The sequence below is a fragment of the Serratia sp. CY33802 genome (assembly GCF_052169095.1).
Classification (GTDB): domain Bacteria; phylum Pseudomonadota; class Gammaproteobacteria; order Enterobacterales; family Enterobacteriaceae; genus Serratia; species Serratia bockelmannii.
Map to the genome: position 1 here is coordinate 1,356,356 of NZ_JBJNLL010000001.1, position 25,421 is coordinate 1,381,776.

General features: G+C 57.9%; 20 protein-coding genes. 14 read left to right on the top strand and 6 right to left on the bottom strand.

Features of this window, described 5'->3' with window-relative positions; genetic code table 11:
- The first annotated feature begins 15 nt into the window (after positions 1-15).
- From ACJ8HA_RS06300 to ACJ8HA_RS06320, 5 genes are all read left to right on the top strand, one after another.
- On the top strand, positions 16-3,822 hold the full coding sequence (locus ACJ8HA_RS06300) for an AMP-binding protein (RefSeq protein WP_342115724.1): 3,807 nt from the start codon (positions 16-18) through the stop codon (positions 3,820-3,822).
- Positions 3,822-7,967, top strand: coding sequence for a non-ribosomal peptide synthetase (locus tag ACJ8HA_RS06305; RefSeq protein WP_197812664.1), 4,146 nt, complete (start codon positions 3,822-3,824; stop codon positions 7,965-7,967). The genes ACJ8HA_RS06300 and ACJ8HA_RS06305 overlap by 1 nt, the downstream gene beginning before the upstream one ends.
- 244 nt (positions 7,968-8,211) lie before the next feature.
- A complete protein-coding gene (locus ACJ8HA_RS06310) occupies positions 8,212-8,472 on the top strand; it encodes a hypothetical protein (protein WP_016927848.1) in 261 nt (86 codons plus the stop codon).
- A 24-nt stretch (positions 8,473-8,496) separates the two neighbouring features.
- A complete protein-coding gene (locus ACJ8HA_RS06315) occupies positions 8,497-8,664 on the top strand; it encodes a hypothetical protein (RefSeq protein WP_016927849.1) in 168 nt (55 codons plus the stop codon).
- A gap of 105 nt (positions 8,665-8,769) precedes the next feature.
- The gene (locus ACJ8HA_RS06320; RefSeq protein ID WP_154892309.1) at positions 8,770-8,994 is read left to right on the top strand and encodes a hypothetical protein; all 225 of its coding nucleotides are present in this window, start codon (positions 8,770-8,772) and stop codon (positions 8,992-8,994) included.
- Between the two features lie 186 nt (positions 8,995-9,180).
- Here the strand turns inward: ACJ8HA_RS06320 and ACJ8HA_RS06325 are convergent, their stop codons facing one another.
- From ACJ8HA_RS06325 to ACJ8HA_RS06335, 3 genes are all read right to left on the bottom strand, one after another.
- Complete coding sequence (locus tag ACJ8HA_RS06325; RefSeq protein WP_016927850.1) at positions 9,181-11,280, bottom strand: peptidase domain-containing ABC transporter; 2,100 nt, start codon at positions 11,278-11,280, stop codon at positions 9,181-9,183.
- Positions 11,273-12,559, bottom strand: coding sequence for an HlyD family secretion protein (locus tag ACJ8HA_RS06330; protein WP_016927851.1), 1,287 nt, complete (start codon positions 12,557-12,559; stop codon positions 11,273-11,275). Before ACJ8HA_RS06330 ends, ACJ8HA_RS06325 begins: the two co-directional genes overlap by 8 nt.
- Positions 12,560-12,996: 437 nt before the next feature.
- Positions 12,997-13,911 (bottom strand): LysR family transcriptional regulator, encoded by a 915-nt coding sequence (locus ACJ8HA_RS06335; protein ID WP_049295526.1) that lies wholly within the window; start codon positions 13,909-13,911, stop codon positions 12,997-12,999.
- A 103-nt stretch (positions 13,912-14,014) separates the two neighbouring features.
- Between ACJ8HA_RS06335 and ACJ8HA_RS06340 the strand changes: the two genes are divergently transcribed.
- Positions 14,015-15,181, top strand: a complete 1,167-nt coding sequence (locus tag ACJ8HA_RS06340) for an MFS transporter (RefSeq protein WP_197812668.1) — start codon at positions 14,015-14,017, stop codon at positions 15,179-15,181.
- On the opposite strand, the gene guaD is transcribed toward ACJ8HA_RS06340, so the two are convergent.
- On the bottom strand, positions 15,163-16,479 hold the full coding sequence (gene guaD / locus ACJ8HA_RS06345; RefSeq protein WP_197812670.1) for a guanine deaminase: 1,317 nt from the start codon (positions 16,477-16,479) through the stop codon (positions 15,163-15,165). The two genes, ACJ8HA_RS06340 and guaD, sit on opposite strands and share 19 nt — an antisense overlap.
- 187 nt (positions 16,480-16,666) lie before the next feature.
- Between guaD and ACJ8HA_RS06350 the strand changes: the two genes are divergently transcribed.
- The 6 genes from ACJ8HA_RS06350 (at position 16,667) to ydfG (ending at position 22,448) form a co-directional block, all read left to right on the top strand.
- Positions 16,667-16,849 carry a hypothetical protein gene (locus tag ACJ8HA_RS06350; protein WP_127146125.1) on the top strand — a complete coding sequence of 61 codons (183 nt, stop codon included), beginning with the start codon at positions 16,667-16,669 and terminating at the stop codon, positions 16,847-16,849.
- Between the two features lie 58 nt (positions 16,850-16,907).
- Complete coding sequence (gene fecI / locus ACJ8HA_RS06355) at positions 16,908-17,432, top strand: ferric citrate uptake sigma factor FecI (RefSeq protein WP_197812672.1); 525 nt, start codon at positions 16,908-16,910, stop codon at positions 17,430-17,432.
- Positions 17,429-18,385 (top strand): ferric citrate uptake sigma factor regulator FecR, encoded by a 957-nt coding sequence (fecR, locus tag ACJ8HA_RS06360; RefSeq protein WP_060447217.1) that lies wholly within the window; start codon positions 17,429-17,431, stop codon positions 18,383-18,385. Before fecI ends, fecR begins: the two co-directional genes overlap by 4 nt.
- Positions 18,386-18,500: 115 nt before the next feature.
- Positions 18,501-20,852 (top strand): TonB-dependent Fe(3+) dicitrate receptor FecA, encoded by a 2,352-nt coding sequence (gene fecA / locus ACJ8HA_RS06365; RefSeq protein ID WP_197812676.1) that lies wholly within the window; start codon positions 18,501-18,503, stop codon positions 20,850-20,852.
- Between the two features lie 199 nt (positions 20,853-21,051).
- Positions 21,052-21,573, top strand: a complete 522-nt coding sequence (locus ACJ8HA_RS06370) for a GNAT family N-acetyltransferase (protein WP_043143257.1) — start codon at positions 21,052-21,054, stop codon at positions 21,571-21,573.
- Between the two features lie 125 nt (positions 21,574-21,698).
- On the top strand, positions 21,699-22,448 hold the full coding sequence (ydfG, locus tag ACJ8HA_RS06375; protein WP_025302722.1) for a bifunctional NADP-dependent 3-hydroxy acid dehydrogenase/3-hydroxypropionate dehydrogenase YdfG: 750 nt from the start codon (positions 21,699-21,701) through the stop codon (positions 22,446-22,448).
- Positions 22,449-22,484: 36 nt separating this feature from the next.
- Here the strand turns inward: ydfG and ACJ8HA_RS06380 are convergent, their stop codons facing one another.
- Positions 22,485-22,811, bottom strand: coding sequence for a YnfA family protein (locus ACJ8HA_RS06380; protein WP_025302721.1), 327 nt, complete (start codon positions 22,809-22,811; stop codon positions 22,485-22,487).
- A gap of 148 nt (positions 22,812-22,959) precedes the next feature.
- Between ACJ8HA_RS06380 and ACJ8HA_RS06385 the strand changes: the two genes are divergently transcribed.
- Both ACJ8HA_RS06385 and ACJ8HA_RS06390 read left to right on the top strand, forming a co-directional pair.
- Positions 22,960-23,328, top strand: a complete 369-nt coding sequence (locus ACJ8HA_RS06385) for a DUF1283 family protein (protein WP_019455910.1) — start codon at positions 22,960-22,962, stop codon at positions 23,326-23,328.
- 89 nt (positions 23,329-23,417) lie between these two features.
- Positions 23,418-23,717: a DUF1161 domain-containing protein gene (locus ACJ8HA_RS06390; RefSeq protein ID WP_019455911.1), complete on the top strand. Its 300-nt coding sequence runs from the start codon at positions 23,418-23,420 to the stop codon at positions 23,715-23,717.
- A 50-nt stretch (positions 23,718-23,767) separates the two neighbouring features.
- Here the strand turns inward: ACJ8HA_RS06390 and ACJ8HA_RS06395 are convergent, their stop codons facing one another.
- Positions 23,768-25,255 (bottom strand): MDR family MFS transporter, encoded by a 1,488-nt coding sequence (locus tag ACJ8HA_RS06395; protein WP_197812678.1) that lies wholly within the window; start codon positions 25,253-25,255, stop codon positions 23,768-23,770.
- Positions 25,256-25,421 lie beyond the last annotated feature (166 nt).

Below are 25,421 nucleotides of genomic sequence, written 5' to 3' on the forward strand. Positions count from 1 at the left end.
GTCAGGGATGAGGCAATGAGCAAACATCAATTACTGGATTCACAGGCAGGATTTTACTATGGCACCAAGATCGGCGATGATAAATCGAGCTATAATATCGCGGAATATGTCGAAATAAATCACACTCTCGATATCGCAAGAATGAAACGTGCTATTCATCGTGTCATCAGCCAAACCCCTACGCTGCACGTTCTGTTTGATGAGAATAACGGCACGCCTTATCAATATTCCGTCACCGCCAATATCTCAGTGGAATGGGTAGATCTTTCGCAGAGCGCCAACGATATGGCCACCGCTATCGAATTAATGGAAGCGGATGCTAAGCGCCCCTTCTCGCTGAACGCAGCGCCATTATTCAGACAAAAAATCATCAGGCTGGGTGAGAAACGCTTTCTGTGGTATTTCTGCAGCCACCATCTGCTGCTTGATGGTTACGGCACTTATTTGCTGATCCATCAAGTGGCGCAGGCCTACCGAGACCAGACACAACAACCGCAAGACGTACCGGCGATCGATGCCTTGCTCAGGGCTGAATCTGAGTATAAACAGTCAGCCGCCTATCAAGCAGACCGACATTTTTGGCAAGCGGCCAGCGCCTCACTGCCAGACCCGATGACATTAGCCTGCGCCAATATTCCCTCGGGACAGACCATCCGCCATGTGACGTCGTTGCCCTATCCTGCCGAGCGCCTTGCGCTGCAAACCGAACATCCTTCCTGGCTGGCGCGCACTTTTGTAGCGGTGATGGCGTATTTGTACCTATGTACCGGCGAGAAGCAGCAAACGCTCGGCGTCCCTATGATGGCGCGAACAGACGCCCTGTCGAGGCAGGCGCTAACCTGCAAGACCAACGTTGTTCCTTTGACTCTCGATATTGAGGACACCGCTTCATGCCGACAGTTGGCGCAAACCATTGAACACGCGCTCAAGCAACTCAAGAAACATCAAGCGTTTCGTTACGAAGAGATAAAAAGTCTGAGGAGCGTCGCCAGCCGCTCGCCGTTGTTCAACATCGTGGTCAATATCATTCCCTTTGAAGCGGCAGCCTCATTCTCTCCCGCTCAGCGTAGTGAAATCCGTAACTTACGCTCAGGAGGCGCGCAGGATCTGGTCTTCAACATGCGTCCCGATCTCGATAACCAAACGCTGCGGCTGGAGATCGATGCCGACTCAGGGCTTTACGATGCGGCCAGTCTGGTGCGGCACAGCCAGGGGATACAGACCTTGTGCACCTTGCTGTACGACGATCCGGAAAATCTTTCCGTCGCGGCATTGCGACAACGTTTCCCGCTCTCGCTGCTGGGTAAAACAGCCAACGACAACGTGGTCGATATCATGCAGCGTATCGATCGTGCCGTCGTTCAAGCGCCGCAACGCACGGCGATCCTCACGCCTGAACACGCTTCGTCATCGCTCAGAACGCTGTCTTATGCCGTTTTGCAGCAGCAGTGGCGTGCGCTGGCCGATGTCCTGGCTCCCGTTCGCGCCGCACATACCGTACTGTTGCTCGACTTGCCGCAAGGGCCGGAGGCCATCATCTGCATGCTTGCTGCGTTGCAATTGAAAATGCCCTTCGTCAACCTGAATGCCAAAGGGGATGGAGCGGCTTACCGTCAACTGCTTGAACAGTTTAGCGACGCTATCCTGATTACCGATCGCACGCGTCCCTCCGTTCATTCCGAGCCTGGCGCATTGGCGCATTGGCGCGCATCGACACTCAATATGCCGACGGATTTCGAACACTTCACCGTGTTTCGCCGGCAAACATCGACTGAGGCGCCGGCGTTCCCGGTCGGTACCAGCTATATCATGTTTACCTCCGGTTCGACGGGAATGCCTAAAGGCGTGATAGGCGCCCGACATGCTCTCAACGTTTTTGTCGATGCGGCGATAAAATGCTATGGCATTCAACCGCACGAACGCGTGTTGCAATTTGCGCCCTTGCATTTCGATGCCTGCATCGAAGAAATTTTCATGACGCTGGGGGCCGGCGCCCACCTGTGTATCGCCCCCGAGACCGTCAAGCACAGCTTTGCCGCTTTCTTCACATTCTGCGACGATCATCAAATCAGCCTGTTGGATCTGCCGACCGCCTACTTTAATGAAATGCTGTTCGCCTCCGGCGGTGAACAGACGCTACCGCCGGCCGTCACTACCGTTATCATCGGCGGCGAAAGCCTTTCACCGCGAGCCAAAGAACGCTGGTTCGCGCACTACCCCAAAGGCAGGAAGTTATTCAACTCCTACGGCCCAACCGAAACAACCGTGGTGGCGACGGCCGCAGAAATCAAAAACGATGGCGCCGCCGTGACGATAGGCACACCGCTGGATGGTATATACACGGCGATCGTCGGCGAGGATCTCAGGCCGTTGCCGCTCGGCTGCAGCGGCGAATTACTGATAGCCGGAGCGACCGTCGGCCTGGGATATTGGCATCAACCAACGCTGAGCGCGGAAAAGTTCGTCACCCTTGAGGCCAACGGCCATCTCATGCCCGCCTTTCGTACCGGCGATATCGCCTGCCAGCGCCAAGATGGGCAGTTGGTGTTCCTTGGCCGCAAAATTCGTGAAGCGAAAATCGCCGGGCAGCGCGTCAATATGGGTGAAATAGAAAGCTGTCTGGCCCGCTTGCCCTCCATTGTCGAGATTGCCGTACTGGCCAAAAGCGGCGACGCGGGAACGGAACTGTACGCGCATTATCACAGCCGGCAGCCGCTCAGTGAGGCAATGCGCCGCACACTGTACGGCGAACTGCCCAATGCCCATATTCCTCAGCGCTTCGTGCATCATCCAACGCCGCTGGTCAAACTGGCTAACGGCAAGATTGATTATCGCACCCTGGAGAGACAATCCCGGATGCCTGAACCCACACGGGAGTTGCGTTCGACGACATTCAACACCCTGGTGCATGAAGTTTGGCTGGCGACGCTGGGCAGTGACGATGGCGACTTCTTCACGCTCGGCGGCGAGTCCCTGCAGGCCATAAAAATCATTAACGTGCTTAACGCCCACTGTCGGTTGGATCTGAACCTGAGCGACATTCTTGAACATCCAAGACTCGCCGATTTCTGCCGACACCTGACGCAGTTGGCCCATGCACGCTATGGTCTGGATCCGCAGCATCTGAACATCCGTTGCGCTATCGGCCGCTGTCTATCAACCGAGGCGCCGACCAGCAGCAGGCTGTTTATTCAATCTCCCGAAGGCACAGATGAACGGCTTTTATTGGCCGCCCTCGCCGACAAACGCGGTGTGGACATTCTGTCACCGCAGGCGCTGCCGTTGCCTGCTGAATGGTCGCTGAACGCGGCCATATTCAACGTACCGAACGAAGCCACTCAATATGCCAGTTGGCTCGATGCACTTTCGGCCCTGCTGCACACCCTGCCCGGCCGAGTTAACCACATGATCTTTATGCATGATACGGCCGGCGGAGCCAGACTCACGCAGGGCCTGCTACGCGATTTCCGGCATGAGCGACTACTGTTGCTGCATAAAGTCGATGCGCGCCGCCAAGCCGTCGACGCCGGCGTTACAGAGTTGATAGCCCTCTCTGCGCGGCTGGGTTATTTCCCGCACATTCGGTTCGATACGGCCAATGAGCGATTGAACGGCTGCGTACTGAGGATCTTCGGTTTCGATGATGGCGAGAATATCGACCATCGCGCCGCCTTCACAATGGCGCAGCGGAGAAACCCGGGAGTGCAGTTGTGTAGCTTAGCGCATTGGCTGAATTTGATTTCCGCCCACAGCGACAAACGCCCGAATAAAAGCGGTCGAACAGCGAAAACTATCGACGTCAACATGGAAGGAGCGCACTGATGAGCGTCATCGGCTTGATCAATCTGATGGAAATGGCGAAACAGGGAGCAAAATTCGGCGAGCTGTCGCCTCGACGCCAAACCATCGAGCATGTTGACGCCGCCGCACTCAGTGCGGTGCAGGAAGACATTACCGCATTTTTATCTGTCTGTACGCCAGACAATTCAGAGCGGCACACCGGCGAGAAGCCTTGTTACACCGTCAATCACTACGCGGGCCAATACCTGTGGCTGTATGAAAACTTCACCAAGAACAGCCCGCTGTATAACATTCCGATCGCTAAAGAGATCCTGGGGCCCTTTGAACCCGAGCGTTTGCTCGCCGCGTTGAAAAAACTGCTCAAGCGGCACGGTGCGCTTTGCGGCCGCTACCGGCTAGACGGTGAAGCCATCACCGTTGACATCGTGCATCCTGATGAAACCATTTTCGAACACAGCCTCGAGGACATCAGCAGGCTGAACAGTGAAGAGCAGCAAGAAAATATGCTGGCGGCGCTTAACGCCCAGTGTACGATTCCGTTTGACCTCGCGGCTGAGTATCCCCTGCGCTGCCGGATCTTGAGAAAGAGCGCGCAGCAACACTATCTGTTCTTGACCTTCCACCATTGCGTGGTCGACGGCTGGACGGCCAATTTGCTGGTGGATGAACTGAGCCGTGACTATCAAGCGTACGAAGAGCATTGGCATTATGACAACGGTCAGGCGTTTTTCCGCTATCTTGAAGACCCTTTCCTCGCCGTCGCCAATGTCGATGACAGCATGGCGTTTTGGCGCGATGAACTGGATGGTGCGCCGGAAAAACACGCGCTTGAATACGATATCGCCATCACCGCGGGAGGCAAAACACAGAATATCGTCAGAACATCGCTGACGAACGAACTGCAGCCGGCCCTGGCCCAGTTAGCCAAACATAACGGTACGACGCTGTTTACGCTGTTGCACTCCGCCTTCGCATTACTGATTGCCAGAGAATCGGCGACGGATCGCGTGGTCATCGGTAGCCCGATCGCCAACAGGAACGAGCCGACGTTAAACGACGCCGTTGGCAGCTTCGTCAACACGATCGCTCACCAATTTATCATCACTGGCGACGACAGTTTCACCGCGCTGCTGCAAAAGAACGCCAATAAATTTGCGCGCGCTTTCAAACATCAGGGATTGCCCTTCTCTTACCTGGTTGAACAACTCAAGCCCACGCGCGGCAAGTTCCACCCCATTTTTCAAATCATGTTCGTCTGCCAACATCGCAAAAGCAACGAGCTAAATCTTGGCGGTGCGCAGGTTAACACCCTGCCAAGACGCTATGCGCCGCCCAAGTTTGATCTGGTTCTGGAAGTGATTTCCGGCGCAGAGGGCATTCAATTGGAGTGGCAATACAACGCCAAGCTGTTTACGCCGGAGCGTATTAACGGATTGGCGCAAGCTTACGCATTGCTGTTGCAGCAAATTGCCTGCGATCCTTCGCGGGCCGTCGACCACTATTCGCTGGCGCCAATGGCCGATAACCGGCAATTGCGGCAGCTCTCCGTCGGGCAGGCGATGCCGGTATGCTTGCGGCAACCTCTTTCCGATCGGCTGTTACGCGCTGCCCACCAGCATGGGGATCGCCCGGCGTTGTTCGAGGGAGATCAGGTGTGGCATTACGATCGGCTATTGCGGCACGCCGGCCTCGTGGCGCATTGGCTGAACGCCCATACCGCCCCTGGCACACTCATCGCCATCGATCTTCCACGCGGCGCTCATCAAGCTATTGCGGCGCTCGGCGTGATCCTCGCCGGACGCGCCTACTTGCCGTTGGCCGAAGGATTACCGGATGCCCGCGTAGCGGCCATTATGCGAATATCGGGTTGCGTCTGGGTTTTGAGCAATCGGGCTCACCATCGCGCCCGCTATCCGCAGACAACCCGCGTTCAGGATCTGGAGGCGCTGTTTTCTCCCCCTGCCGCAGGCACAGCAACCTTCCCATCAGGCGAAGCGGAAGCACTCGCCTATGTCATTTATACATCGGGGACGACAGGCACGCCAAAAGGCGTGGCGATGGAACACGGCGCCGTCACCAATACCTTGCTGACCATGAATCAACTGTTTAACGTTTCACATCGTGACAACGTATTGGCGCTCGCCGACCTGGCCTTCGATTTATCGGTCTATGACCTGTTCGGCAGTTGGCTAGCCGGCGCATCGGTAACCGTGTTATCGCCGCACGACGCTAAAGAGCCGTCAGCATGGCTACATGCGATACGCCAGCGGAAAATCAGCATCTGGAACTCGGTTCCCGCCATCTTGCAAATGCTGGTGCAATACTGCGCACAAGAAAACATCCTGTCGCTGCCTCAACTGCGGCATATCTGGCTGAGCGGCGATCGTATCTCTCCGCGGCTGATCGCCGAAGCACATCGGCTTTGCCCCAACGCCACCATCACCAGCCTTGGCGGTGCCACCGAAGGGGCAATATGGTCAATTTATCATCCACTTACACGAGATACGCACTACAGAAACGCCATCCCCTATGGAACCGCATTGCCGAATCAAAGCATGTGGGTGTTGAATGAAAAACTCGAGCCGTGCGGTTTCGGCGTTACCGGCGACATTTATATCGGTGGCGTTGGCGTTGCCCGCGAGTATTGGCGCGATAGGCAAACCACCGCCGGCAGCTTTGTTCTTCTCCCAACCACCGGAGAACGCGTGTACCGCACCGGCGATCGTGGCCGTTGGCATCGCAGCGGTTACATCGAATTCCTCGGCCGCGAAGACCAACAGGTGAAACTGCAGGGTTTTCGCGTCGAATTGGGTGACGTCGAATTCGCGCTCAAAAGCAGCGAACTGGTCGCTGAAGCGTGCGTCGTCTGTCGCGATGAAACCAGGAACGGCACACCGTATCTGGAAGCCTATTTCACATTGACCGAGGCGGGGAAAACCAGCGTCCAGGCGGAGCAAAGAATACGCGAGCAGGTTACGGCCGCATTGCCCGCATATATGGCGCCATCCCACTATCATCTTATTGAACGTTTCCCGCTTTCACGCAACGGCAAATTGGATCGCACCTTGCTATCGCCAGGCACCGAACGGAGTCAGGCCAGCGATGTTGTTCCCGCCGCGTCCGCGGAACTCATGCTGCTACGTGAGTTGTTGGCGGATACGTTAGGCTGTGATCCAGACAAGATCGACCCCTATGCCAGCTTCTTCAGCAATGGCGGCAGCTCGCTTTCCGGCATTACGTTTTTGGGTAACATCAAGCGCGCCCTTAATGTGGAATTAACCCTGGCGGAAATCCTTGGCTACTCACAGCTCGATAAACTTGCCGAGCGTCTGCGCGATAACGCGCCCCTGCCGTTATCGATGTTGTCCGGCGCAGCCGATCGCCCCTCTCTGCCCACCTTGTATTTGGTGCATGGTGCCGGTGGCCAGGTACATCAATATGCAAAGTGGACAAAACAACTTTACGCCTGCGCCAACATCATCACCATCGCCAGCCCGGGGTTGGCCGCGCCAGGCGCAGACGACACACTCACCCTGCAGCGATTGGCCGCCTCCCATTTGGCGGCCATACCGCGTGCCAAACGCGACACTGCCGTTATCGCCGGCTGGTCATTGGGCGGCCAATTAGCTGTCCATATGGCGGCGCAGGCTACGGAACAAGGCGCGCCCTTTGCGCATGCGGTGCTTGTCGACAGCGGTTTGCCCACCCAGCACCCCTCAGTGAATCGAGGTTTCAGCGTGGCGCAAAGTTACCTCAGCCTGTTCGACTCTCTCGGTATTGCGCGCCATTTGTGTCGGCATCAAGAAACGAACGCGATAGACAGCTTCGCCAACGAGATAAAAATGCACTATGCGCTGAATCAGAGCGTGCTTGCGGAGAAGATCACGCTGGAACATGCCGAAGCCTTTTGTTGGGCGCTGAAAAAATCCTTTGATCTGACGAATAACGCCGGCCCTCTGCCACAGATAGCGATACCGCTGACGCTTTGGCTCAGCCAGCAACGTCAGCGTAAACACCCCAATCTCGCACAACGCTGGGAGAGGCAATCCTCTCATGACGTTCAACTCAATTATTGTGCAGAAACGCATTACAGCATTTTAAACAACGCTCAACTTCTTCTAGCGCTGACGCGGATGCTGCGCGCGTTGTCCACATCATTGGAATAACGCGAGAAGATACCCCTGGCCAATCAAACCTATCGAGGCACTGATGAAATTACCCAGCAGTTGGATTTTTTTGTTCTGCTTTTACTACACATTCATGGATATTTTTTATTCGTTATTTTTTTCCGAAGACAGGAGGTTTACCAGCACAATCATTCAATCCTTTATCTTTTCAACCTTGCTAGTGGCATTTTTCTGGTATCGGAAAACTGCAAAAACCAAAAACCAATAATATAAGGAAGTCGTTATGAGAGAACTTACGATTAATGAAGTGAACTTTATCGCAGCCGCTGGGGATTTCAGCTATGCGGAGCTGGGCGGGGCCGTCGCGGCCGGCGCGGTTGGTGGCGCGATGACCGGCGCCATGGCTGGCGGTGTCGGTGCCGGCCCAGGCGCTGTTGCCGGTGCCGTTATCGGTGGTGCCGCCTATACCGCAGGCAAAATGGTGGAATCCATGTTGGGTGGCAATAAACAAACATCGACGAACAATCCTGCCGACAGTAACTAATACAGGAAGATTCGTGTTCATCATATGAAAAAGTCACTTATTGTATTGTTCGCCATTTTAATTGGGCTTGTTGCTGGCACGATTGCGGATTATTTCACCCTCAATCGCTTCTTGAAATACGCCCTTATCGCCGTTGCCGTTATCGGCACGCATAAATTGCTCAATAGCGATCGCGGGCAACGCTCGGCATGATAAACGTGTCTTATTTTAAAATTTAATGATTAAGGAGCAAATATGCGCAATCTTACCTCTGAAGAATGTTCAATCATTTCCGGTGCAGGAGATCGCAGCGGTACATTGACGGTTTCCGCGGAAACGGTCGGCGCAGCGATCGGCGGTGGCATCGGCTCTATCGGTGGCGTGGCGGGCGGCGTTGTCGGCACCATTGTCGGCGGTGCTGTCGGTAACTATGTCACCGGCGATCGTGCCCCCGGCTCTGTTGGCCCATCAGGCATTCCCTGGGGCGGGAGCAACGGCGGCGGTACCATGTGGGGGAACAACAACAATACCGATTCGAACTGATCGGGGCCCTGCCAGCCACACGGCTGACCTCCCCGGTTAACGTTGGCTTCAGCGCCTAAAGCGTCATTTCATGCCAGGGTTATCGTTATGATAACCCTTTTTGTCATGGGCCCACCACAGGGTGAGCAGCGCGGTTGGCGTAGCGAAAATGTCGAGATGAAGAAGCCAGGTGAAGCGAAGCTGACGTTACCCGAGTTGAATGACTCTATCCGCAGAGGCAATCGTCGATGGACGGTGCGCAATAATCACGCGGGTAATGTTCAGTTGTGAAATAGCGCGGTTAATATGTGTTTCATTATCGAGATCCAGGTGGCTGGTCGCTTCGTCCATAAACAGAATGCTGGGGCGACGATAGAGCGCACGGGCTATCAATAAACGCTGTTTCTGTCCGCCAGAAAGGCTTCCCCCCAATTCGCCGATCAATGTTTCGTAGCCCATCGGCATGTTTTGAATATCATCATGCATATTGCAACGCCGTGCGCACGCCTCAATACGTTTCAGATCCATTTCGGCGTCAAATCCTGAAATATTTTCAGCGATAGATCCCGCCAGCAGCTTGTCATCTTGCAGCACGCAAGCGATACATTGGCGATAATTATTAACGCCAATGTTGCTGATATCCATACCATCGACCAGCACGGCTCCTTCATCCGGCGACAGCAACCCACACATTAACTTCATCAATGTGGTTTTACCCACGCCGGAGGGGCCGACAATCGCCACGCTTTCTCCCGCGGCAATGCTGAGATTCAAATCCGTGATAATGGGTTTCGCCAAACGATCATACTGGTAGCGCAGATTCCGCACCTGAAGCTCTGCGGCGTTGCCTTTTGTGAAGAGCTGACGCGCGGGCATTTGCGGTTCCGGTGACGAAAGCACAATGTCCGCCACCCTTTCATTGTGCAAGCTTAACATTCGCAGCTGAAGCATCATGTCGATCAAGCTGCTGGCACGCTCCGAGAACTGCCCACGGTAGGCGTTAAACGCGATAAACATGCCGATCGTCATTTGATTGTCTATGACCAATGCCGCGCCGAGCCAAAGGATGATCACCTGATCGCAGGTGGCAATAAACGCCCCCAAACCGCCAAACATCATGTTTAACTTGGTCAGTTTGATACCCGCATTGATCGTTTCTACGTTCAGATTCAGCCAATACTGTGAACGGGTTTCAGATAACCCCAACGCCTTTAACGTACTGATGCTATATAACGTCTCCATGAAATGAGACCCGGCCCGCGCGCCCTTCACCAACTGCTCTTCCGACAGCTGCCGATAATGTTGATAAGTCGACAGCCTGAGAATGACGTATATCGCCGTAAAGCCGAGCACCACCCAAACTAACCAGCCGCCATAGAGCAGCATCATGACAAATACCCCGACAGACATGATGCCATCAATAATGCTGCTGACGATGCTGGTAGTGAAAGTCGCTCTTATCGTATCCAATGAGCCGAAACGGGATTGAATATCACCCAACTTGCGCTTCTCAAAGAAGGAAAGCGGCAATTTCATCAGATGATCAAACACTCCCGCCTTCCATTGCACGTCTATCAACGCGCCCATGACGATAGAGATCCACGAGCGCAACATGGATACGCCGGTGCGGAATAAAATAAAGAACAGCAATCCTATACATATCAGCGCTAAAAGATCATGATCGCCGGCCAAAATCACATGGTCCATGACCAACTGCGTACCAACGGGCAACAGCAGATTAACCGCTTCAATCACGATCGACAGACAGAAGATCTTTAGCAAGGCTCCCTTAAGGCCGCGCACATTGCTCATCAGCTTACGAAAGCGCAATCTGCTTTGCTGTTTGATCGGCTGAAATTCACTGTCTGGCCATAGCTCAAGCGCTACGCCGGTAAAATGCCGCGACAGTTCATGCAACTCCAGCACTTTACGACCAAAGGCAGGATCATGGATCACCGCCCGCCCTCGGCTGACACTGACAAGCACCACGAAATGCTTCATGTCCCAATGCAGAATACAGGGCATTTTCAACGCTTTAAGCTCATCGATATTCAGCGATAACGCTCTGGATTGCAGCTTGAGTGCGCTCGCGATGTCAATCAACGCGGAGAGCGTCGCCCCGCGTGAAGAAAAGCCGTAGCGGCTGCGCAGATTAAACAGATCGATTTGCAAACCATGGTAATGGCATACCATCGCTAAACTGGCCAGCCCGCATTCCGAGGCTTCAGTTTGCAGGATCTGCGGCACTTTGCGGCGCAGCGACAAATTGAGTTTGCCCTTTAGCGCGTCTAAATAAGATTCAGTCATTGATTGGCCCCATCAGGCTGTTTTTCATATCGTAGAAAGGTGAGAACATCCATTGATATAGAGGCCTTTCTTCCAGAAACAGCGTGGATTGAGCCCGCATGCCGTTAGTGAGCTGCAACGCTTTGCCCTGGTAACTGATATGCGTTTTATCCAGGGAAACGGTCACCTTGTAAAAAGATGCCGTTTGCGCGCTGGGTTGATGCACGGGAGAACTGCTGTAAGTTGACATTTCTTGAATGGAGGCCGGTACATAAGCGATGCTTTCTATTCTGCCGGGAAACTGACCGAACTTCTCATAAGGGAAAGCGTCATAGCGAATGTTAATGCCGTCCCCCGCTGAAACATAAGGCACGCTGGTGTTCGGCAACCATAAAACTAGCTGATAAATCGCGCCATTACGTGGAATAATCTGTACCAAGCTGTCACCGCTATTGACCATCTGACCCGGCGTAACGCTGAGAGACTCAATGCGGCCATCGCTTGGGGCGTTCACGATCAATGCGCCGCTGGCATCGGCTTCCGCTAACTGCCGTTGCAAATCATTGCGCTGAAACTGGTACTGCGAAATTTGGTTATCGAAATCTGCCGCGCGCGTAACGATGTCACTTTCCAAATTCGTAATTTGCAACGACTCCTGAATGTGTTGACTATGCAGGTTTTGGAACAGACTTTGTTGTTGATAAAATGAATAGGTTTGCCCGCTAAGCTGATCCTTGGTAATCAGACCGCGTTGCTGATATTCCTTATAGGAACGCATGTTGTCCTGAGCAAATGCCACCCCCTCTCGTGCATTATCCAACAGCTGTTTGGACTGCATATGCGCCAATTCATACTGTTTTTTTTGCGCGCGTAGATTTTCCAGCGTCATACGCTTGTTGTCTTGCAACTTAAGAATGATGCTGTCGACATGTTTTAACTGGTTTTCAAGCGCCAGGCGCGTATTGGCGCTCACTTTCCCGTTATCCGTCACTCGGCTGACATCAATCTGATAAAGACGCTGGCCTTTTTTAACCACATCCCCCACTTCGACGAAGCGTTCCGAGATAAAACCCTGTTGGGGCGCAAACACGTTGACTGAGCGGGGGAAGGTGGTGATTTCACCATAAACATTAATGCGGCGTGTATAATGACTGAATATAAGAAAAGAGAGGAAAACAAGAATAAATAAAAACGATAAAAGACCAAAGCACCAGGCAGGCAAGCCGTTTATCAATAAAGCCTTACCCGCCCATTTCGCCCGCTGATGATCCGTGGCTTCCTGTCGAAACAAATCACGCATGACATCCCTTTCCAGAAATAAAATTCAAGCCAGCCTTGGCTCGTAAAATGCGGAAGCATATCGAAAAACAGCAGCAGAGATTAAAACAGATCTGTTGTTTTTAATTAGCGATATCGTAAAGATAATTATTCTCATTATGATATCGGGCGTTCCGAATAAATGCAATGTTTTTTACGCACTTACCCAGCCACATAGCCGTATATCACTATGCATATCGATAAAAAACCAATAAAGAGCCTCCTAATCAAATAACTCTATTCATTCTATCTCTCGCCATATGTAATAGGCAGCGGCGTGACCGCCGGATCGAGCAGCAATGTGGATAAACGCATCAAATCGAAACGCCTCCATGTCCACGGAATAAGGTCTCGGGGAATGGCTCCCTCTGAGTCACCTCCTAGCTTAGGGCAGTTGGCAGTTTGAGAAAAAACAAGTGATTAGACGTGAGCCGCCTCGCCGACCTGCTGTATCAGAAAGGTCAGCAGCGCGCGCGTTTTGGCCGGCAGATAGCGGCGGCCGGGATAAACGGCATACAGCTGCAGCGGCGCCGGCGGCAGTGCCAGCGGCACCTCAACCAAACGGCCATCGGCCAGAAACGGCCGGCAGCCGAGCTCGGAGAGCATGGCGAACCCCACGCCGGCCAAGGCCGCCTTCAGCGCCATTTCCCCGCTATTGACGCGATAGCGCGCATTGACCGGGACGGTAACGAAGGTTCCGTCCGGGCGGACGAACTGCCACGGCATGCCCTTCAGCGCATCCACCGTGCTGATGCAGGGCAATTGCGTGAATTGTTCAATCTCCGACGACGGCGACCACTGCGCCAGCAACGCCGGAGCGGCCACCACGATGCAGGGGAAAGACGCCAGCGGCTGCGCGACATAGTCGCTGTCGTCCAGCATGCCCCGGCTGATCATCACCGCCAGATCGACATCGTCGAGCAGCGACGTCATACCCGCCAGGTTGGTCACGCAGCTGATTTCGATCTGCGGATGCTGCAGGGCGAACGCCGCCAGCGGCTCGCCCAACAGGTATGGCCCCACTTCATTGGGCACGCACAGGCGCAGCGGCCCACGCAGCTGTTGCTGCCGTTCGCTGAGGGTTTGCGCGGTGTGTTCCAGCGACGCCAGCAGCGGCTGGGTGCGTTCATGCAACAGCTGGCCGTTCGGCGTCAGCCGCATCGAGCGAGTGCTGCGTTCGAGCAATCGCTGCTCGAGCTGGCGCTCCAGCTGAGAGATATAGCGGCTGACGTTGGAGGTCGGCATCGCCAGCGCCCGCGCCGCCCCGACGAAGCTGCCTTGCTCCACCACCGCCACGAAGATGCGTAACAGGTTTAAATCCAATTTATCGCGCATGATTATCCCTGATTTGATAACAAACCATGCCATTTCTACCATCTAATCCCGATCAACGCCAAGCGCTACACTGCCGGCCTGACTCTGCAACCGATAGATGCTTATGACACCCACGAGAAAGCTGACGGCGATAGCGCTGGTCATCGCCTTTATTCAGTTCACCAACGCACTGGAATACATGGTATTCAACCCGATATTCCTCTACATGGCCGCCGATTTTTCCGTGCCCGTCAGCTTCGCCGGCTATGTCAGCGCGGCCTATACGCTGGCGGCGGTGATTTCCGGCATCGGCGCATTTTTCTGGATCGGCGGCGTTGAGAAGCAGCGCTTTCTGATGCTCAATGTCACGCTACTGGGCGTGACCACCTTATTGATCGCCACAACCCAGCAGTTTTACTGGCTGTTAGCGCTGCGGCTGCTGGCCGGGCTGTTGGGCGGCACCACGATGGGCGTCGGGATCGGCTTGCTGCTCAACGCCGCGCCGGCCGCGCTGCACGGCAGAATGCTGGCGACGGTGATCGCGTCTTTTTCGCTGGTGAGCATTGTCGGCATGCCGGGCATGCTGTACCTGTGCGAAGTGGCAAGCTGGCGCGTTGCGCTGGCGGCTATCGGCGGGCTGTGTCTGCTGGCGGCGGTGTTGGTGGCGCTGTTCGTTCCCAGGGATGCGCCGCAGCCACAGGCTGCCGCGCCCGTCACGCTCGATCGCCGGTTGTTACTGTTCGCCGCCGCCGCCGGCCTGACGCAGTTCAGCCCAATGCTGCTGATCCCGGTGCTGGCGCCGCTGCTCACCCAGCGGTTACAGGTGGTAGACGCGCATTTGTCCTGGCTATTTTTCATCGGCGGCGTGGCCGGTTATCTGGCGACCGTGCTGGCAGGCCGCTGGCTGCAACGCTTTGGTGCCGTGACGCTGACGGTGGGCGCCACGCTGTTGCTGCTGGGCAGCCTGTGGCTGGCGGCGCGCGGTGGCGATCGCGGTGAACTGTTCATGGTCGCGTTTCTCGCGGCGGCCTATGCGCGGCTGGTGGCGATCTCTTCCCTGAGCATGCGCTGGCCGGACAATCGGCAACGCGCCGCCTTCGGCGTACTGCAAACCGCCCTGATACACCTGAGCGCCACGGTGGCCTTCTTGCTCTCCTCCACGCTGCTGAGCGGCGGCCTCACCCCGCTCAGTTTGCAACGTCTGTTATGGCTGTGCGCGCTGAGTGCCGTCGCCGTCGCACCGCTCAGCGTTTGGCTGCAGGCGCGGCTGTGTCAGCGCGAAGCCTCATAAACCACCTTACCATTCACATAGGTGCGATAAATGTTGCGATCGTCTCCCAGGGTCATCAGTACGAACCCTTGTTCCGCCGTCGTGGCGCTGTTGGCGTAGCGCAACTGCTGCAGCGGCGTGACCGCCGGATCGAGCACCACGAAATCCGCCTCTTTGCCGACGTTGAAGTTGCCGATTTTGTCGTCCAGCGACAGCGCGCGGGCACCGCCCAGGGTGGCATGATAGAACGCTTCTACGGCGGCGAGCCGGTAATGCTGCAGTTGGCCGACCTTGTACGCCTCACCCAGCGTGCGCAGCATATTGAAGGTGGTGCCGGCCCCTACGTCGGTGCCGATACCGAGCTTCACCCGCTTGCGCCAGGCCTGCTGCAGGTCAAACAGCCCGCTGCCGAGAAACAGGTTGGAGGTGGGGCAAAAGGCGATTGCCGAGCGGGTCTCGCACAGGCAGTCCCACTCCTGCTCCTCCAGGTGCAGGCAGTGGGCGAACACGCTTTTGCTGCCGGTCATGCCGTAGCGGTGGTAAACGTCCAGATAGCTTTGGTTCTGCGGGAACAGCGATTTTACCCAGGCCACTTCCTGCGGATTCTCGCTCAGGTGCGTCTGCAGCCAAACGTCAGGGAATTCTTCGCGCAGCCGCTGCACCTGCGCCAGCAACGCCGGCGTACTGGTGGGCGCAAAGCGCGGCGTAATGGCGTAACCGAGGCGGCCTTTGCCGTGCCAGCGTTCGATCAGTTCACGCGTTTGGCGGTAACTCTGCTCCGGCGTTTCCAGCAGCGCCTCCGGCGCATGGCGATCCATCATCACCTTACCGGCGATCAGGCGCATGTTCAGCGCTGCCGCCTGGCTGAACAGCGTATCGACCGACTGCGGATGCACGGTGCCGAACACCAGCGCGGTGGTGGTGCCGTTGCTCAACAACTCCCGCAGAAAGAAGGCCGACATCGCATCGGCGTGCTGCTCGCAGCCGTAACGGCTTTCGGTCGGGAAGGTGTAATTGTTTAACCAGTCCAGCAGTTGATCGCCATAGGCGCCAATCATTTCGGTTTGCGGATAGTGGATATGGGTATCGATAAAGCCCGGCACGATCGGTTTGTCGCGATACTCCGTGACCGCGAAGCCCGGCGGCAGCAGCGCCTCGCCCTGCTGCCAGCTGCCGAACCAGACGATGACGCCGTCGTTCAGCAGCAGCAAACCGTCGGGAACATGCCGCAGGCGTTCCTCGAGCTGTTGCGGCGCCTCCACACAGGCGGCGATATCAAAAAAATTGCCACGAATAGCCGTGGTGAATTGCAGTGCCATTATTTTCTTCCTTGTGACGGCCGGCCAAGCTCACCCGCGTAATAACTTGCGATGATGAAACAAGGCCTTTTTTACCCAAACATAAAGACCGGATTAAGCATAGCAAGCCGTGTGCCAATAGGCGGTCATAAAATATATTTTTATTTAAAAACAGAGTAATACTAATTCAACCAAAGAAAACCAACCGATGAAAAAGAATAAAACGCGTGGCGGTCTTCAACGGCAGACGAATAGCAACCGTTTGCTTGCCGAAATAACACCGCGCCGCTGCACCTTTATTGGGCAAGCGGATAATTTCGCGGCCGTGACGTTTATTCCAACACGATGCAAAGCGGTCTGGCCCATTCCGCAGGCCACCCGACAAACTTGAAACGATAACCATTCTCAATTATCATCCGCGCATCTTTTTGACCAGCAATGCGAAAACCATGTCCGCCACCGCTTCCGCCCCGCACACCGCGCTGTCGCGCCTTTACGCCACCCATCATGCCTGGTTGCAGGGATGGTTGCGCAGGCGGCTGGGCTGCGCGTTCGACGCGGACGATGTGGTGCAGGACACCTTCATGCGCCTGCTGAAAAGCGACGCCGCGGCGACCCTGCGCGAGCCGAAAGATTTTCTGGTCACCGTCGCCAAGCGGGTGATGGTCGATCTGTTCCGCCGCAGAACGCTGGAACGCGCCTATCTGGAGATGCTGGTGCTGATCCCGGAAGGCTACGCCCCGTCGCCGGAGCAGCGCCAGAGCCTGCTGGAAAGCCTGCAGCAGATCGACGCCATGCTCGATGGCCTGGGGCCGAAGGTAAAACAGGCCTTTCTGTTGTCGCAGCTCGAAGGTCTGGGCTATGCGGACATCGCCGCGCGCCTCGGCGTGTCGGTCAGTTCGGTTAAAAAATACATGGCCAAAGCCACCGAGCATTGCCTGCTGTTCAGCCTCGAAAACGACATTTATTCATGAGCAACGCCATCACCCCCGAGCAGCGCCAGGCGCTGAAAATGGCCGCACACTGGTATGCCCTGCTGTGCGATGAGCACGTCACCGAACGCCAGCGCCAACAATGGCAAGCCTGGCACCAGCAGCATGACGATCACCGCTGGGCCTGGCAGCGCGTCGAAGCGCTGCAGAGTCAGTTGCAGGGCGTGCCGGGCAAGTTCAGCTACCGTGCGCTCGATCGCGCCGACCGCCAGTCGGCGATCGATCGCCGCACCCTGCTGAAGAGTCTGCTGTTGCTGCTCGGCGTGGGCGGCGGCGGATTCTTCTACCAGTCGCCGCTCGGCCGGGAGCTGCGCGCCGACTACCGCACCGCCACCGGCGAAATCAAACCCATTGTGTTAAGCGACGGCACCCAACTGGTGTTGAACACCGCCAGCGCGGTAGACGTGCATTACGACGATCGCCAACGGTTGATCCGCTTGCACGCCGGAGAAATCAGCCTGGTGACCGGACGCGATCCCCGGCCGCTGTGGGTACAAAGCCCGCAGGGGGCGATGCGCGCGCTCGGCACCCGTTTTTTGGTGCGCGAGAGCGACGGCGAAACGCGCCTGGCGGTGCTGGAACACGCGGTCGAGGCGCAGCTGGCGCAAGACGCGCAACAAAAGCGCCGGGTGAACGCCGGAGAACAGATCAGCTTCAGCACCACGGCCTTCAGCGACAAACAACCGGCCACGACGGAGGACGGCTGGCTGCGCGGCGTGTTGAGCGTCAGCCAGTGGCGGCTGGACCGGGTGATCGCCGAACTGGCGCGCTACCGGCGCGGCCACCTGAGCTGCGATCCGGCCGTCGCCGGCCTGCGCGTCAGCGGCAGTTTCCCGCTCAACGATACCGATCGCGCCCTCGCCCTGCTCAGCCAGACCCTGCCGGTGCGCCTGCAGAGCTTTACCCGCTATTGGCTGCAAATCGTCCCCGCCTGAATCTTTTTAAATAAAAATGATAAAAAATCGCATTCTTGATTGTCCCTTTTGCTTCGCTCATCCGACTCCCAGGAAAACACTGCAGCAATAAATAAAAAATGATTCAGGAGAAGGTATGAACAACGCTTGGGGAAAGGTCGCTCCGGCTTCGCTTTGGGGAAAACGGGCCACGCCGCTGGCCGTGGCCATTGGCCTGGTCTTCGCTGCACCGCAGATGGCGAGCGCCGCCAGCGCCGCTGCCGCCTATCACATTCCGGCCGGTGAGCTGGACGGCGCGCTGAACGCGTTCGCCGCGCGCGCCGGCATCGCGCTCTCGGTGGACGGCGCACTGACCGCCGGTAAACGTTCGCCGGGCCTGAGCGGCAGCTACGGCGTCGATGACGGCCTGAACGCCCTGCTGGCGGGCAGCGGCCTGCAGGCTAAAGCGCTCGGCAACAACGGCTACACGCTGGCCAAACTGCCGCAGCCGCAGAAAGAAGAGGACATCACCGTGGTCGGCGACTGGTTGGCGGAAGGCCGTCAGGCAGACGTGTTCGAGCATCCCGGTGCACGCGACGTAGTGCGCCGCGAAGACTTCGTCAAAACCGGCACCACCACCGTGCGTGAAGCGTTGAACCGCGTGCCGGGCGTAGTGGCGCCGGAGAACAACGGCACCGGCAGCCATGACATGGCGTTGAACTTCGGCATTCGCGGCCTCAATCCGCGCCTTGCCAGCCGCTCCACCGTGCTGATGGACGGCATCCCAGTGCCCTTCGCCCCTTACGGCCAGCCGCAGCTGTCGCTGGCGCCGGTCTCGCTCGGCAATATGGATGCGATTGACGTGGTGCGCGGCGGCGGCGCGGTGCGCTACGGGCCGCAGAGCGTCGGCGGCGTGGTTAACTTCGTCACCCGCGCCATCCCGAAAACCTTCGGCATAGAGGCCGGCATGCAGGGGCAGCTCAGCCCGACCTCGCGCCAGGATCACCCGAAAGGCACCGGCAACCTGATGATCGGCGGCACCGCCGACAACGGCTTCGGCGCGGCGCTGCTCTACTCCGGCACCCGCGGCAGCGACTGGCGCGAGCACAGCGCGACCAAGATTGACGACGTGATGCTGAAAAGCCGCTACGCCCCGAACGAGGTGCACACCTTCAACAGCCTGCTGCAATACTACGAAGGCGAAGCGGACATGCCGGGCGGCCTGAGCCGGGCGGACTACAACGCCAACCCATTCCAGTCGACGCGCCCGTACGACAAGTTCTGGGGCCGCCGCCAGTTGGCCAACTTCGGCTATCAGTATCAGCCGGATCAACAGCATAAGTTCGACGTGCAGAGCTTCTACACCTACACCCTGCGCAGCGGCTATCTGGATCAGGGTAAAAACCTGACGCTGTCGCCGCGCGAATACTGGGTGCGCGGCGTGGAACCGCGCTACAGCCAGAGTTTCCGCTGGGGCGATTCGGCGCATGAGGTCGGCGTCGGCTACCGCTACGTCAGCGAATCCACCCACGAGCTACGCTACACCAGCAAGGCCAGCACCGGCAGGCTGCCGTCCACCGCCAGCCCGTACGATCGCGACACCCAGTCCGGCACCGAGGCGCACGCCTTCTATATCGACGATCGCATCGACATCGGCGACTGGACTATCACGCCGGGCATGCGCTACGAGTACATCAAGTCGTATCAGAACAACTACATCAAGAACAACCGCCTCGACGTTAGCTATAACGCGCCGCTGCCGGCGTTGAACGTGATGTATCACCTGAACGAATACTGGAACCTGTACGCCAACACCGAAGGCTCCTTCGGCACCGTGCAATACAGCCAGATGGGCAAAGCGGTCGACAGCGGCAAGATTGAACCGGAGAAGGCGCGCACCTGGGAGCTGGGCACCCGCTACGCCGGCGATGCGCTGACCGGCGAGATCGGGCTGTTCCTGATCAACTTCAACAACCAGTACGACTCCAACCAGGTGACCGACAGCGTGACCGCGCGCGGCAAAACCCGCCACGCCGGGCTGGAAGGCAGCCTGCGTTACGATCTGTCGCAGCTGACGCCGAAACTGGACGACCTGACCGCCTACGCCAGCTACGCCTACGTCAACGCCACCATCCGCGAAGACGGCGGCTACAAGGGCAACCAGGTGCCGTTCTCGCCGAAGCATAAAGGCACGCTGGGGCTGGACTACACGCCGGGCAACTGGGCGTTTAATCTTAACGGCGAGTTCCAGTCCAGCCAGTTCGCCGACAACGCCAACACCGTGGCGGAAAGCGCCGACGGCAGCACCGGCCGCATTCCCGGCTATATGCTGTGGGGCGTGCGCGCCGCCTATGATTTCGGCCCGGAAATGGCCGGTCTGAATCTGGGCGTCGGGGTGAAAAACCTGTTCAACCACGAGTATTTCACCCGCGCCTATGACGACAACAACAAAGGTCTGTACATCGGCCAGCCGCGCACGATCTATCTGCAAGGTTCGGTGAAGTTCTGATCTTCAGCGGCGGGCGCGGTTAACCGTGCCCGCCGCCTTTCCCATCAACGTGACGATGTCACATAAAACCACTCCTCCGCGCCGCCGCAACGGCGAAAAATAAGTCGCTTCTGACGCTAATACGCGTAGTATCGACGATCCGCCCCGATTTATGGGCGCGGATTTTTTGCCGTTCTGGCCTGAAAAGCGAGGGAATAAGATGAATCATAATGACCTTTCTCAGTGCCGCGTGGACACCGACCGTTTGTTGATTGCCCCCTTTACCGCAGCAGACGCCGACGATGTTTACCAGGCGATCACCCCCACTCTGACGCGCTTTATGACCTTTGAGCCGGAAGCGTCACCGGAAGATTTCGCCAACGTCTGGCAAGGCTGGCTGCCGCTGATGCGCGAAGGCGAAGAAGTGATCTTCGTCGCCCGCCGGCGCGAAGACCGAGAGTTCGTCGGCGTCGGCGGCGCACACAACCTGCGCAGCCACACCCCGGAGCTGGGCATCTGGGTCAAAGAGAGCCTGCATAGCCAGGGTTACGGCCGCGAAATCGTTGAGAGCATCGCGCGCTGGGTCAGCGAACGCTTTCAGCCGCAGCACCTTATCTACCCGGTGGCCGAACAGAATACCGCCAGCCGCCGCCTCGTCGAGTCGCTGGGCGGCGTGCTGGCCGGCCGTTGCGAACGCGTCAAGTATGACGCCGTAGTGTACCACTTACCGCCTCAGCGCTAATCTGCATCGGGCCGCCGGCCCGGTGTGACCTTTTTTGCTTTCCGCCGTGATAACCGCTGCCACTGCCTGCGGGTTTGTGCTAATGATAGAGGCATGTAGGGTAAAAACAGTTGAGGAACAGCAACATGATTATTTTTGTTACCGGCGCCACCTCCGGTTTCGGCGAAGCCATTGCGCGCCGTTTTATCCGTGAAGGCCACCAGGTGATCGCCGCCGGCCGCCGCCTTGAGCGTCTCGAAGAGCTGCAGGACGAATTAGGGCAAGCGCTGCACATCGTGCGGCTCGACGTGCGCAACCGCGCCGCCATTCAACAGGCGATCGAGGCACTGCCGGCCGAGCTGCGTCAGATCGACGTGCTGGTGAACAACGCCGGGCTGGCGCTGGGGCTGGAGCCGGCGCACAAGGCCAACGCCGATGACTGGGAAACCATGATTGACACCAACGCCAAAGGGCTGGTGAACATGACGCGCGCGCTGCTGCCGGCCATGGTCGAACGCAACGTCGGCCATGTGATCAACATCGGCTCCACCGCCGCCAACTGGCCTTACGCCGGCGGCAACGTGTACGGCGCCACCAAGGCGTTCGTCAAACAGTTCAGCCTGGGCCTGCGTGCCGATCTGCACGGCACGCGCATCCGCGTGACCGATATCGAGCCGGGCCTGGTGGGCGGCACCGAGTTTTCCAACGTGCGCTTCAAGGGCGATGACGGCAAGGTCAATAAAACCTACGAAGGCGCCGATGCGCTGACGCCGGAAGACATCGCCGAGTCGGTGTTCTGGGTCGCCACGTTGCCGGCGCGCGTCAACATCAACACGCTGGAAATGATGCCGGTCAGCCAGTCCTTCGCCGGGCTGAACATCCACCGCGGCGCCTGATCCCTGGCGGCGGGAGGCGACTCCCGCCCTGTTTCCTCAGGCCGCGCGCCAGCCGGAAACGATGATCAGCATGCCCACCAGCGCCACCCCGGCGCCCACCCAGTCCAGCGCAGACAGCTTCACCCCATCCACCACCCGCAGCCACAGCAGCGCCGTCGCCACATACACGCCGCCATAGGCCGCGTAGACTCGCCCGCTGGCCGCCGGATGCAGTGTCAACAGCCAGACAAACAGCATCAGGCTTAATGCCGCCGGCAGCAGCAGCCAGGCGCTGCCCTGCTTCTTGAGCCACAGGTAAGGCAGGAAACAGCCGATAATTTCGGCGAGCGCAGTGGCGAAAAACAACAGCGTGGTTTTTAACATCGGTCGCAGTTTTCTCTCGATAAAGTAAACGAATCGGCGCTTGGCTGGTGAATTCCAGGAACGCAGTGGTATATTTGTCACCACGCCTGCGGGCGAGGTAACGCCAGTGCCGCCATCATCAGGCGCACTCACTCATAAGGATGAAACGATGAAAACATTTTCGACCCAACGACTGCTGCGCGGGATGCTGCCGGTCGCCATGCTGGCCGTTATGGGCGCCTGGCAGGCGCCGGCGCTGGCCGCCACCTGCACTCAGGGCAGCACCTGCGTCACCGTCGATGGCAAAGGCAGCGGCGCGATGAGCACCGAAGAAGCGCGCCAGAGCAAAGAGCAGTGGAATGATACCAAAACCCTGCGCCACAAGGTTAACACTCGCGTCGAGAAAGAGTTCGACAAGGCCGATCGCGCCGCGGATGACGAAGACCGTTGCAACGACAGCAACAACGTCAACGCCTACTGGGAACCGGACACCCGTAAATGCCTGGATCGCCAGACCGGCCGTCGGATTAATCCTTAATCCGCCTGCGGCGGGCGGGCAAGCGTGAAACCCGGTCGCCGTTGCTGCTATCCTGTTACAGGAAGTCCATTGTCTAAAAGGATGACGTGATGAAAAAAACGCTGATATTAACCGCTGTGTTGCTGGCCGGCGCCCCGCTGGCGGCACTGGCCTCCTGCGAAAGCGTGAAAGCGGACATTTCGCAAAAAATCGTCAATAACGGCGTACCGGAGTCCGGCTTCAAACTGGAGATCGTGCCCAACGATCAGGCCGATCAAGCGGGTGGCCAGGTGGTCGGCCACTGCGAAAACGACACCCAGAAGATCGTCTATACCCGCCTGAACAACGGCGACGATCGCGGTGACGCGGCGCAGACCGGCACCAGCCAGGATACCTCCAACACGCAGTAAGCCACACCGGCTATCCCGGGCGCTCTGCAGCAGCGCCCTTTCCTTATCCCTTACGCCTGCTCCGCCTCTTCTTCTTCGCCCTGCGGCCGACAACGCGCCGGGATCAGCATCGCCGCCGCCAGCGCCAGCAACGACACCAGCGCCGACACCAGAAATACCCAATGCAGTGAAGCCGCCACCTGCTGGGTCAGCTGCGCCAACGCCTCGCTCCCCATGCTCTGGCGCACCGCCGGTTCCATCAGACGCTGCACCGGATCGTCAATCTCCGGCAAACGCCACTGCAAGTTGAGATTCAGCGTCGCGCCCAGAATAGCGGTGCCGATGGCCGAGCCCACCATGCGGGTAAACACGGTACAGGCGGTGGCGATGCCGCGAATGCTGTAATGCGCCGCGTTCTGCACCGAAACCAGAAACGTGGTGTTGCACAACCCCATACCGGCGCCGACCATAAACGCCGCCACCCGGCCCCACAGCAGGCCGCCCGCCGACTGCAACAGCAGCAATATCAGGCCGCCCGCCACCAACAGCAGCGCCCCCAGCAGCGCCGTGGCGCGATACGAGGTCATCAGCATCAAACGGCCGCTCAGCGTGCTGGCCAGCGGCCAACCGATCGACATCAGGGCCAGCGTGGTGCCCGCCTCCAGCGGCGAGCCGCCCATCACGCCCTGAATGAAGGTGGGCAGGAAAGCGCTGATGCCCATCATCGCCGCACCGATCACCAGCCCGCCGATGTTGCCGGCGACGATCACCCGGCTTTGCCACAGCGCCAGCGGGAACAACGGTTCGACCGCACGCCGCTCCTGGCGGACAAGCAGCGCCAGCGACGCCGCCGCCAGCGCAAACAGCGGCGCCACCCACCATCCCAGACTTTCCATCTGCAACAGCGCCAGCAGCAGCGCCGAAACGAACAGCGTCAGCCAGGCGGTGCCCGCCAGATCCAGCGCGTGCCGCCGCAGCTGCTGATGCGCCGGCAGATAGCGCCAGAGGAAGAACATCGCCAGCAGGCCGATCGGCAGGTTAACCCAGAACACCAGCGCCCACGGCAGATGCTGGACGATAAACGCCCCCAACAGCGGGCCGATGATCGCCGACACGCCCCATACGCTCGACAGGTAGCCCATCACCTTCGGCCGCTCGGTGGCGCTGTAGATGTCGCCGATGATGGTGGACGCGATCGGCATGATGGCGCCGGCGCCCAACCCCTGCAGCAGACGAAAGCCGATCAGCCAATACATGTCGGGGGCGAAGCCGCACAGCACCGATCCCAGCAGGAACAGCGTGGCGCCGAAGAAGAACACCCGCTTGCGGCCGTAGAGATCCGCCAGCCGCCCGTAGATGGGGATGGTGATCGCCTGCGCCAGCAAATAGACCGCGAATACCCACCCCAGCAGCGAGAAGCCGCCGAGATCGCCGATAATGGTGGGCATGGCGGTGGCGACGATGGTGGCTTCGATCGCCGACATGAACATCGCCAGCATACAGGCGATCAGAATCAGCGGCCGGTGGGCGATGGGTGCGGGTGAAACGTTATTTGTCATGGCGTTATGCAGCTTTCCTGGCGTTTTTATTTTCTCTGAGTATATCAGCAAGCGCCTGCGCCGAGTCTATCCCCCCTCACATCCTGTCTTTGCCGGCGGCGAATCGCACCATTTGCGACTCATTGTTACGGCGTAACGTTATGCGGCGGATTTTTTTCACTTTCCA

Excerpts from the sequence above, each read along its gene's own strand:
- ACJ8HA_RS06300 (WP_342115724.1), top strand. The coding sequence starts at position 16 with ATGAGCAAACATCAATTACTGGATTCACAGGCAGGATTTTACTATGGC.
- ACJ8HA_RS06305 (WP_197812664.1), top strand. The coding sequence starts at position 3,822 with ATGAGCGTCATCGGCTTGATCAATCTGATGGAAATGGCGAAACAGGGA.
- ACJ8HA_RS06310 (WP_016927848.1), top strand. The coding sequence starts at position 8,212 with ATGAGAGAACTTACGATTAATGAAGTGAACTTTATCGCAGCCGCTGGG.
- ACJ8HA_RS06315 (WP_016927849.1), top strand. The coding sequence starts at position 8,497 with ATGAAAAAGTCACTTATTGTATTGTTCGCCATTTTAATTGGGCTTGTT.
- ACJ8HA_RS06325 (WP_016927850.1), bottom strand. The coding sequence starts at position 11,280 with ATGACTGAATCTTATTTAGACGCGCTAAAGGGCAAACTCAATTTGTCG.
- ACJ8HA_RS06330 (WP_016927851.1), bottom strand. The coding sequence starts at position 12,559 with ATGCGTGATTTGTTTCGACAGGAAGCCACGGATCATCAGCGGGCGAAA.
- ACJ8HA_RS06335 (WP_049295526.1), bottom strand. The coding sequence starts at position 13,911 with ATGCGCGATAAATTGGATTTAAACCTGTTACGCATCTTCGTGGCGGTG.
- ACJ8HA_RS06340 (WP_197812668.1), top strand. The coding sequence starts at position 14,015 with ATGACACCCACGAGAAAGCTGACGGCGATAGCGCTGGTCATCGCCTTT.
- guaD (WP_197812670.1), bottom strand. The coding sequence starts at position 16,479 with ATGGCACTGCAATTCACCACGGCTATTCGTGGCAATTTTTTTGATATC.
- ACJ8HA_RS06350 (WP_127146125.1), top strand. The coding sequence starts at position 16,667 with ATGAAAAAGAATAAAACGCGTGGCGGTCTTCAACGGCAGACGAATAGC.
- fecI (WP_197812672.1), top strand. The coding sequence starts at position 16,908 with ATGTCCGCCACCGCTTCCGCCCCGCACACCGCGCTGTCGCGCCTTTAC.
- fecR (WP_060447217.1), top strand. The coding sequence starts at position 17,429 with ATGAGCAACGCCATCACCCCCGAGCAGCGCCAGGCGCTGAAAATGGCC.
- fecA (WP_197812676.1), top strand. The coding sequence starts at position 18,501 with ATGAACAACGCTTGGGGAAAGGTCGCTCCGGCTTCGCTTTGGGGAAAA.
- ACJ8HA_RS06370 (WP_043143257.1), top strand. The coding sequence starts at position 21,052 with ATGAATCATAATGACCTTTCTCAGTGCCGCGTGGACACCGACCGTTTG.
- ydfG (WP_025302722.1), top strand. The coding sequence starts at position 21,699 with ATGATTATTTTTGTTACCGGCGCCACCTCCGGTTTCGGCGAAGCCATT.
- ACJ8HA_RS06380 (WP_025302721.1), bottom strand. The coding sequence starts at position 22,811 with ATGTTAAAAACCACGCTGTTGTTTTTCGCCACTGCGCTCGCCGAAATT.
- ACJ8HA_RS06385 (WP_019455910.1), top strand. The coding sequence starts at position 22,960 with ATGAAAACATTTTCGACCCAACGACTGCTGCGCGGGATGCTGCCGGTC.
- ACJ8HA_RS06390 (WP_019455911.1), top strand. The coding sequence starts at position 23,418 with ATGAAAAAAACGCTGATATTAACCGCTGTGTTGCTGGCCGGCGCCCCG.
- ACJ8HA_RS06395 (WP_197812678.1), bottom strand. The coding sequence starts at position 25,255 with ATGACAAATAACGTTTCACCCGCACCCATCGCCCACCGGCCGCTGATT.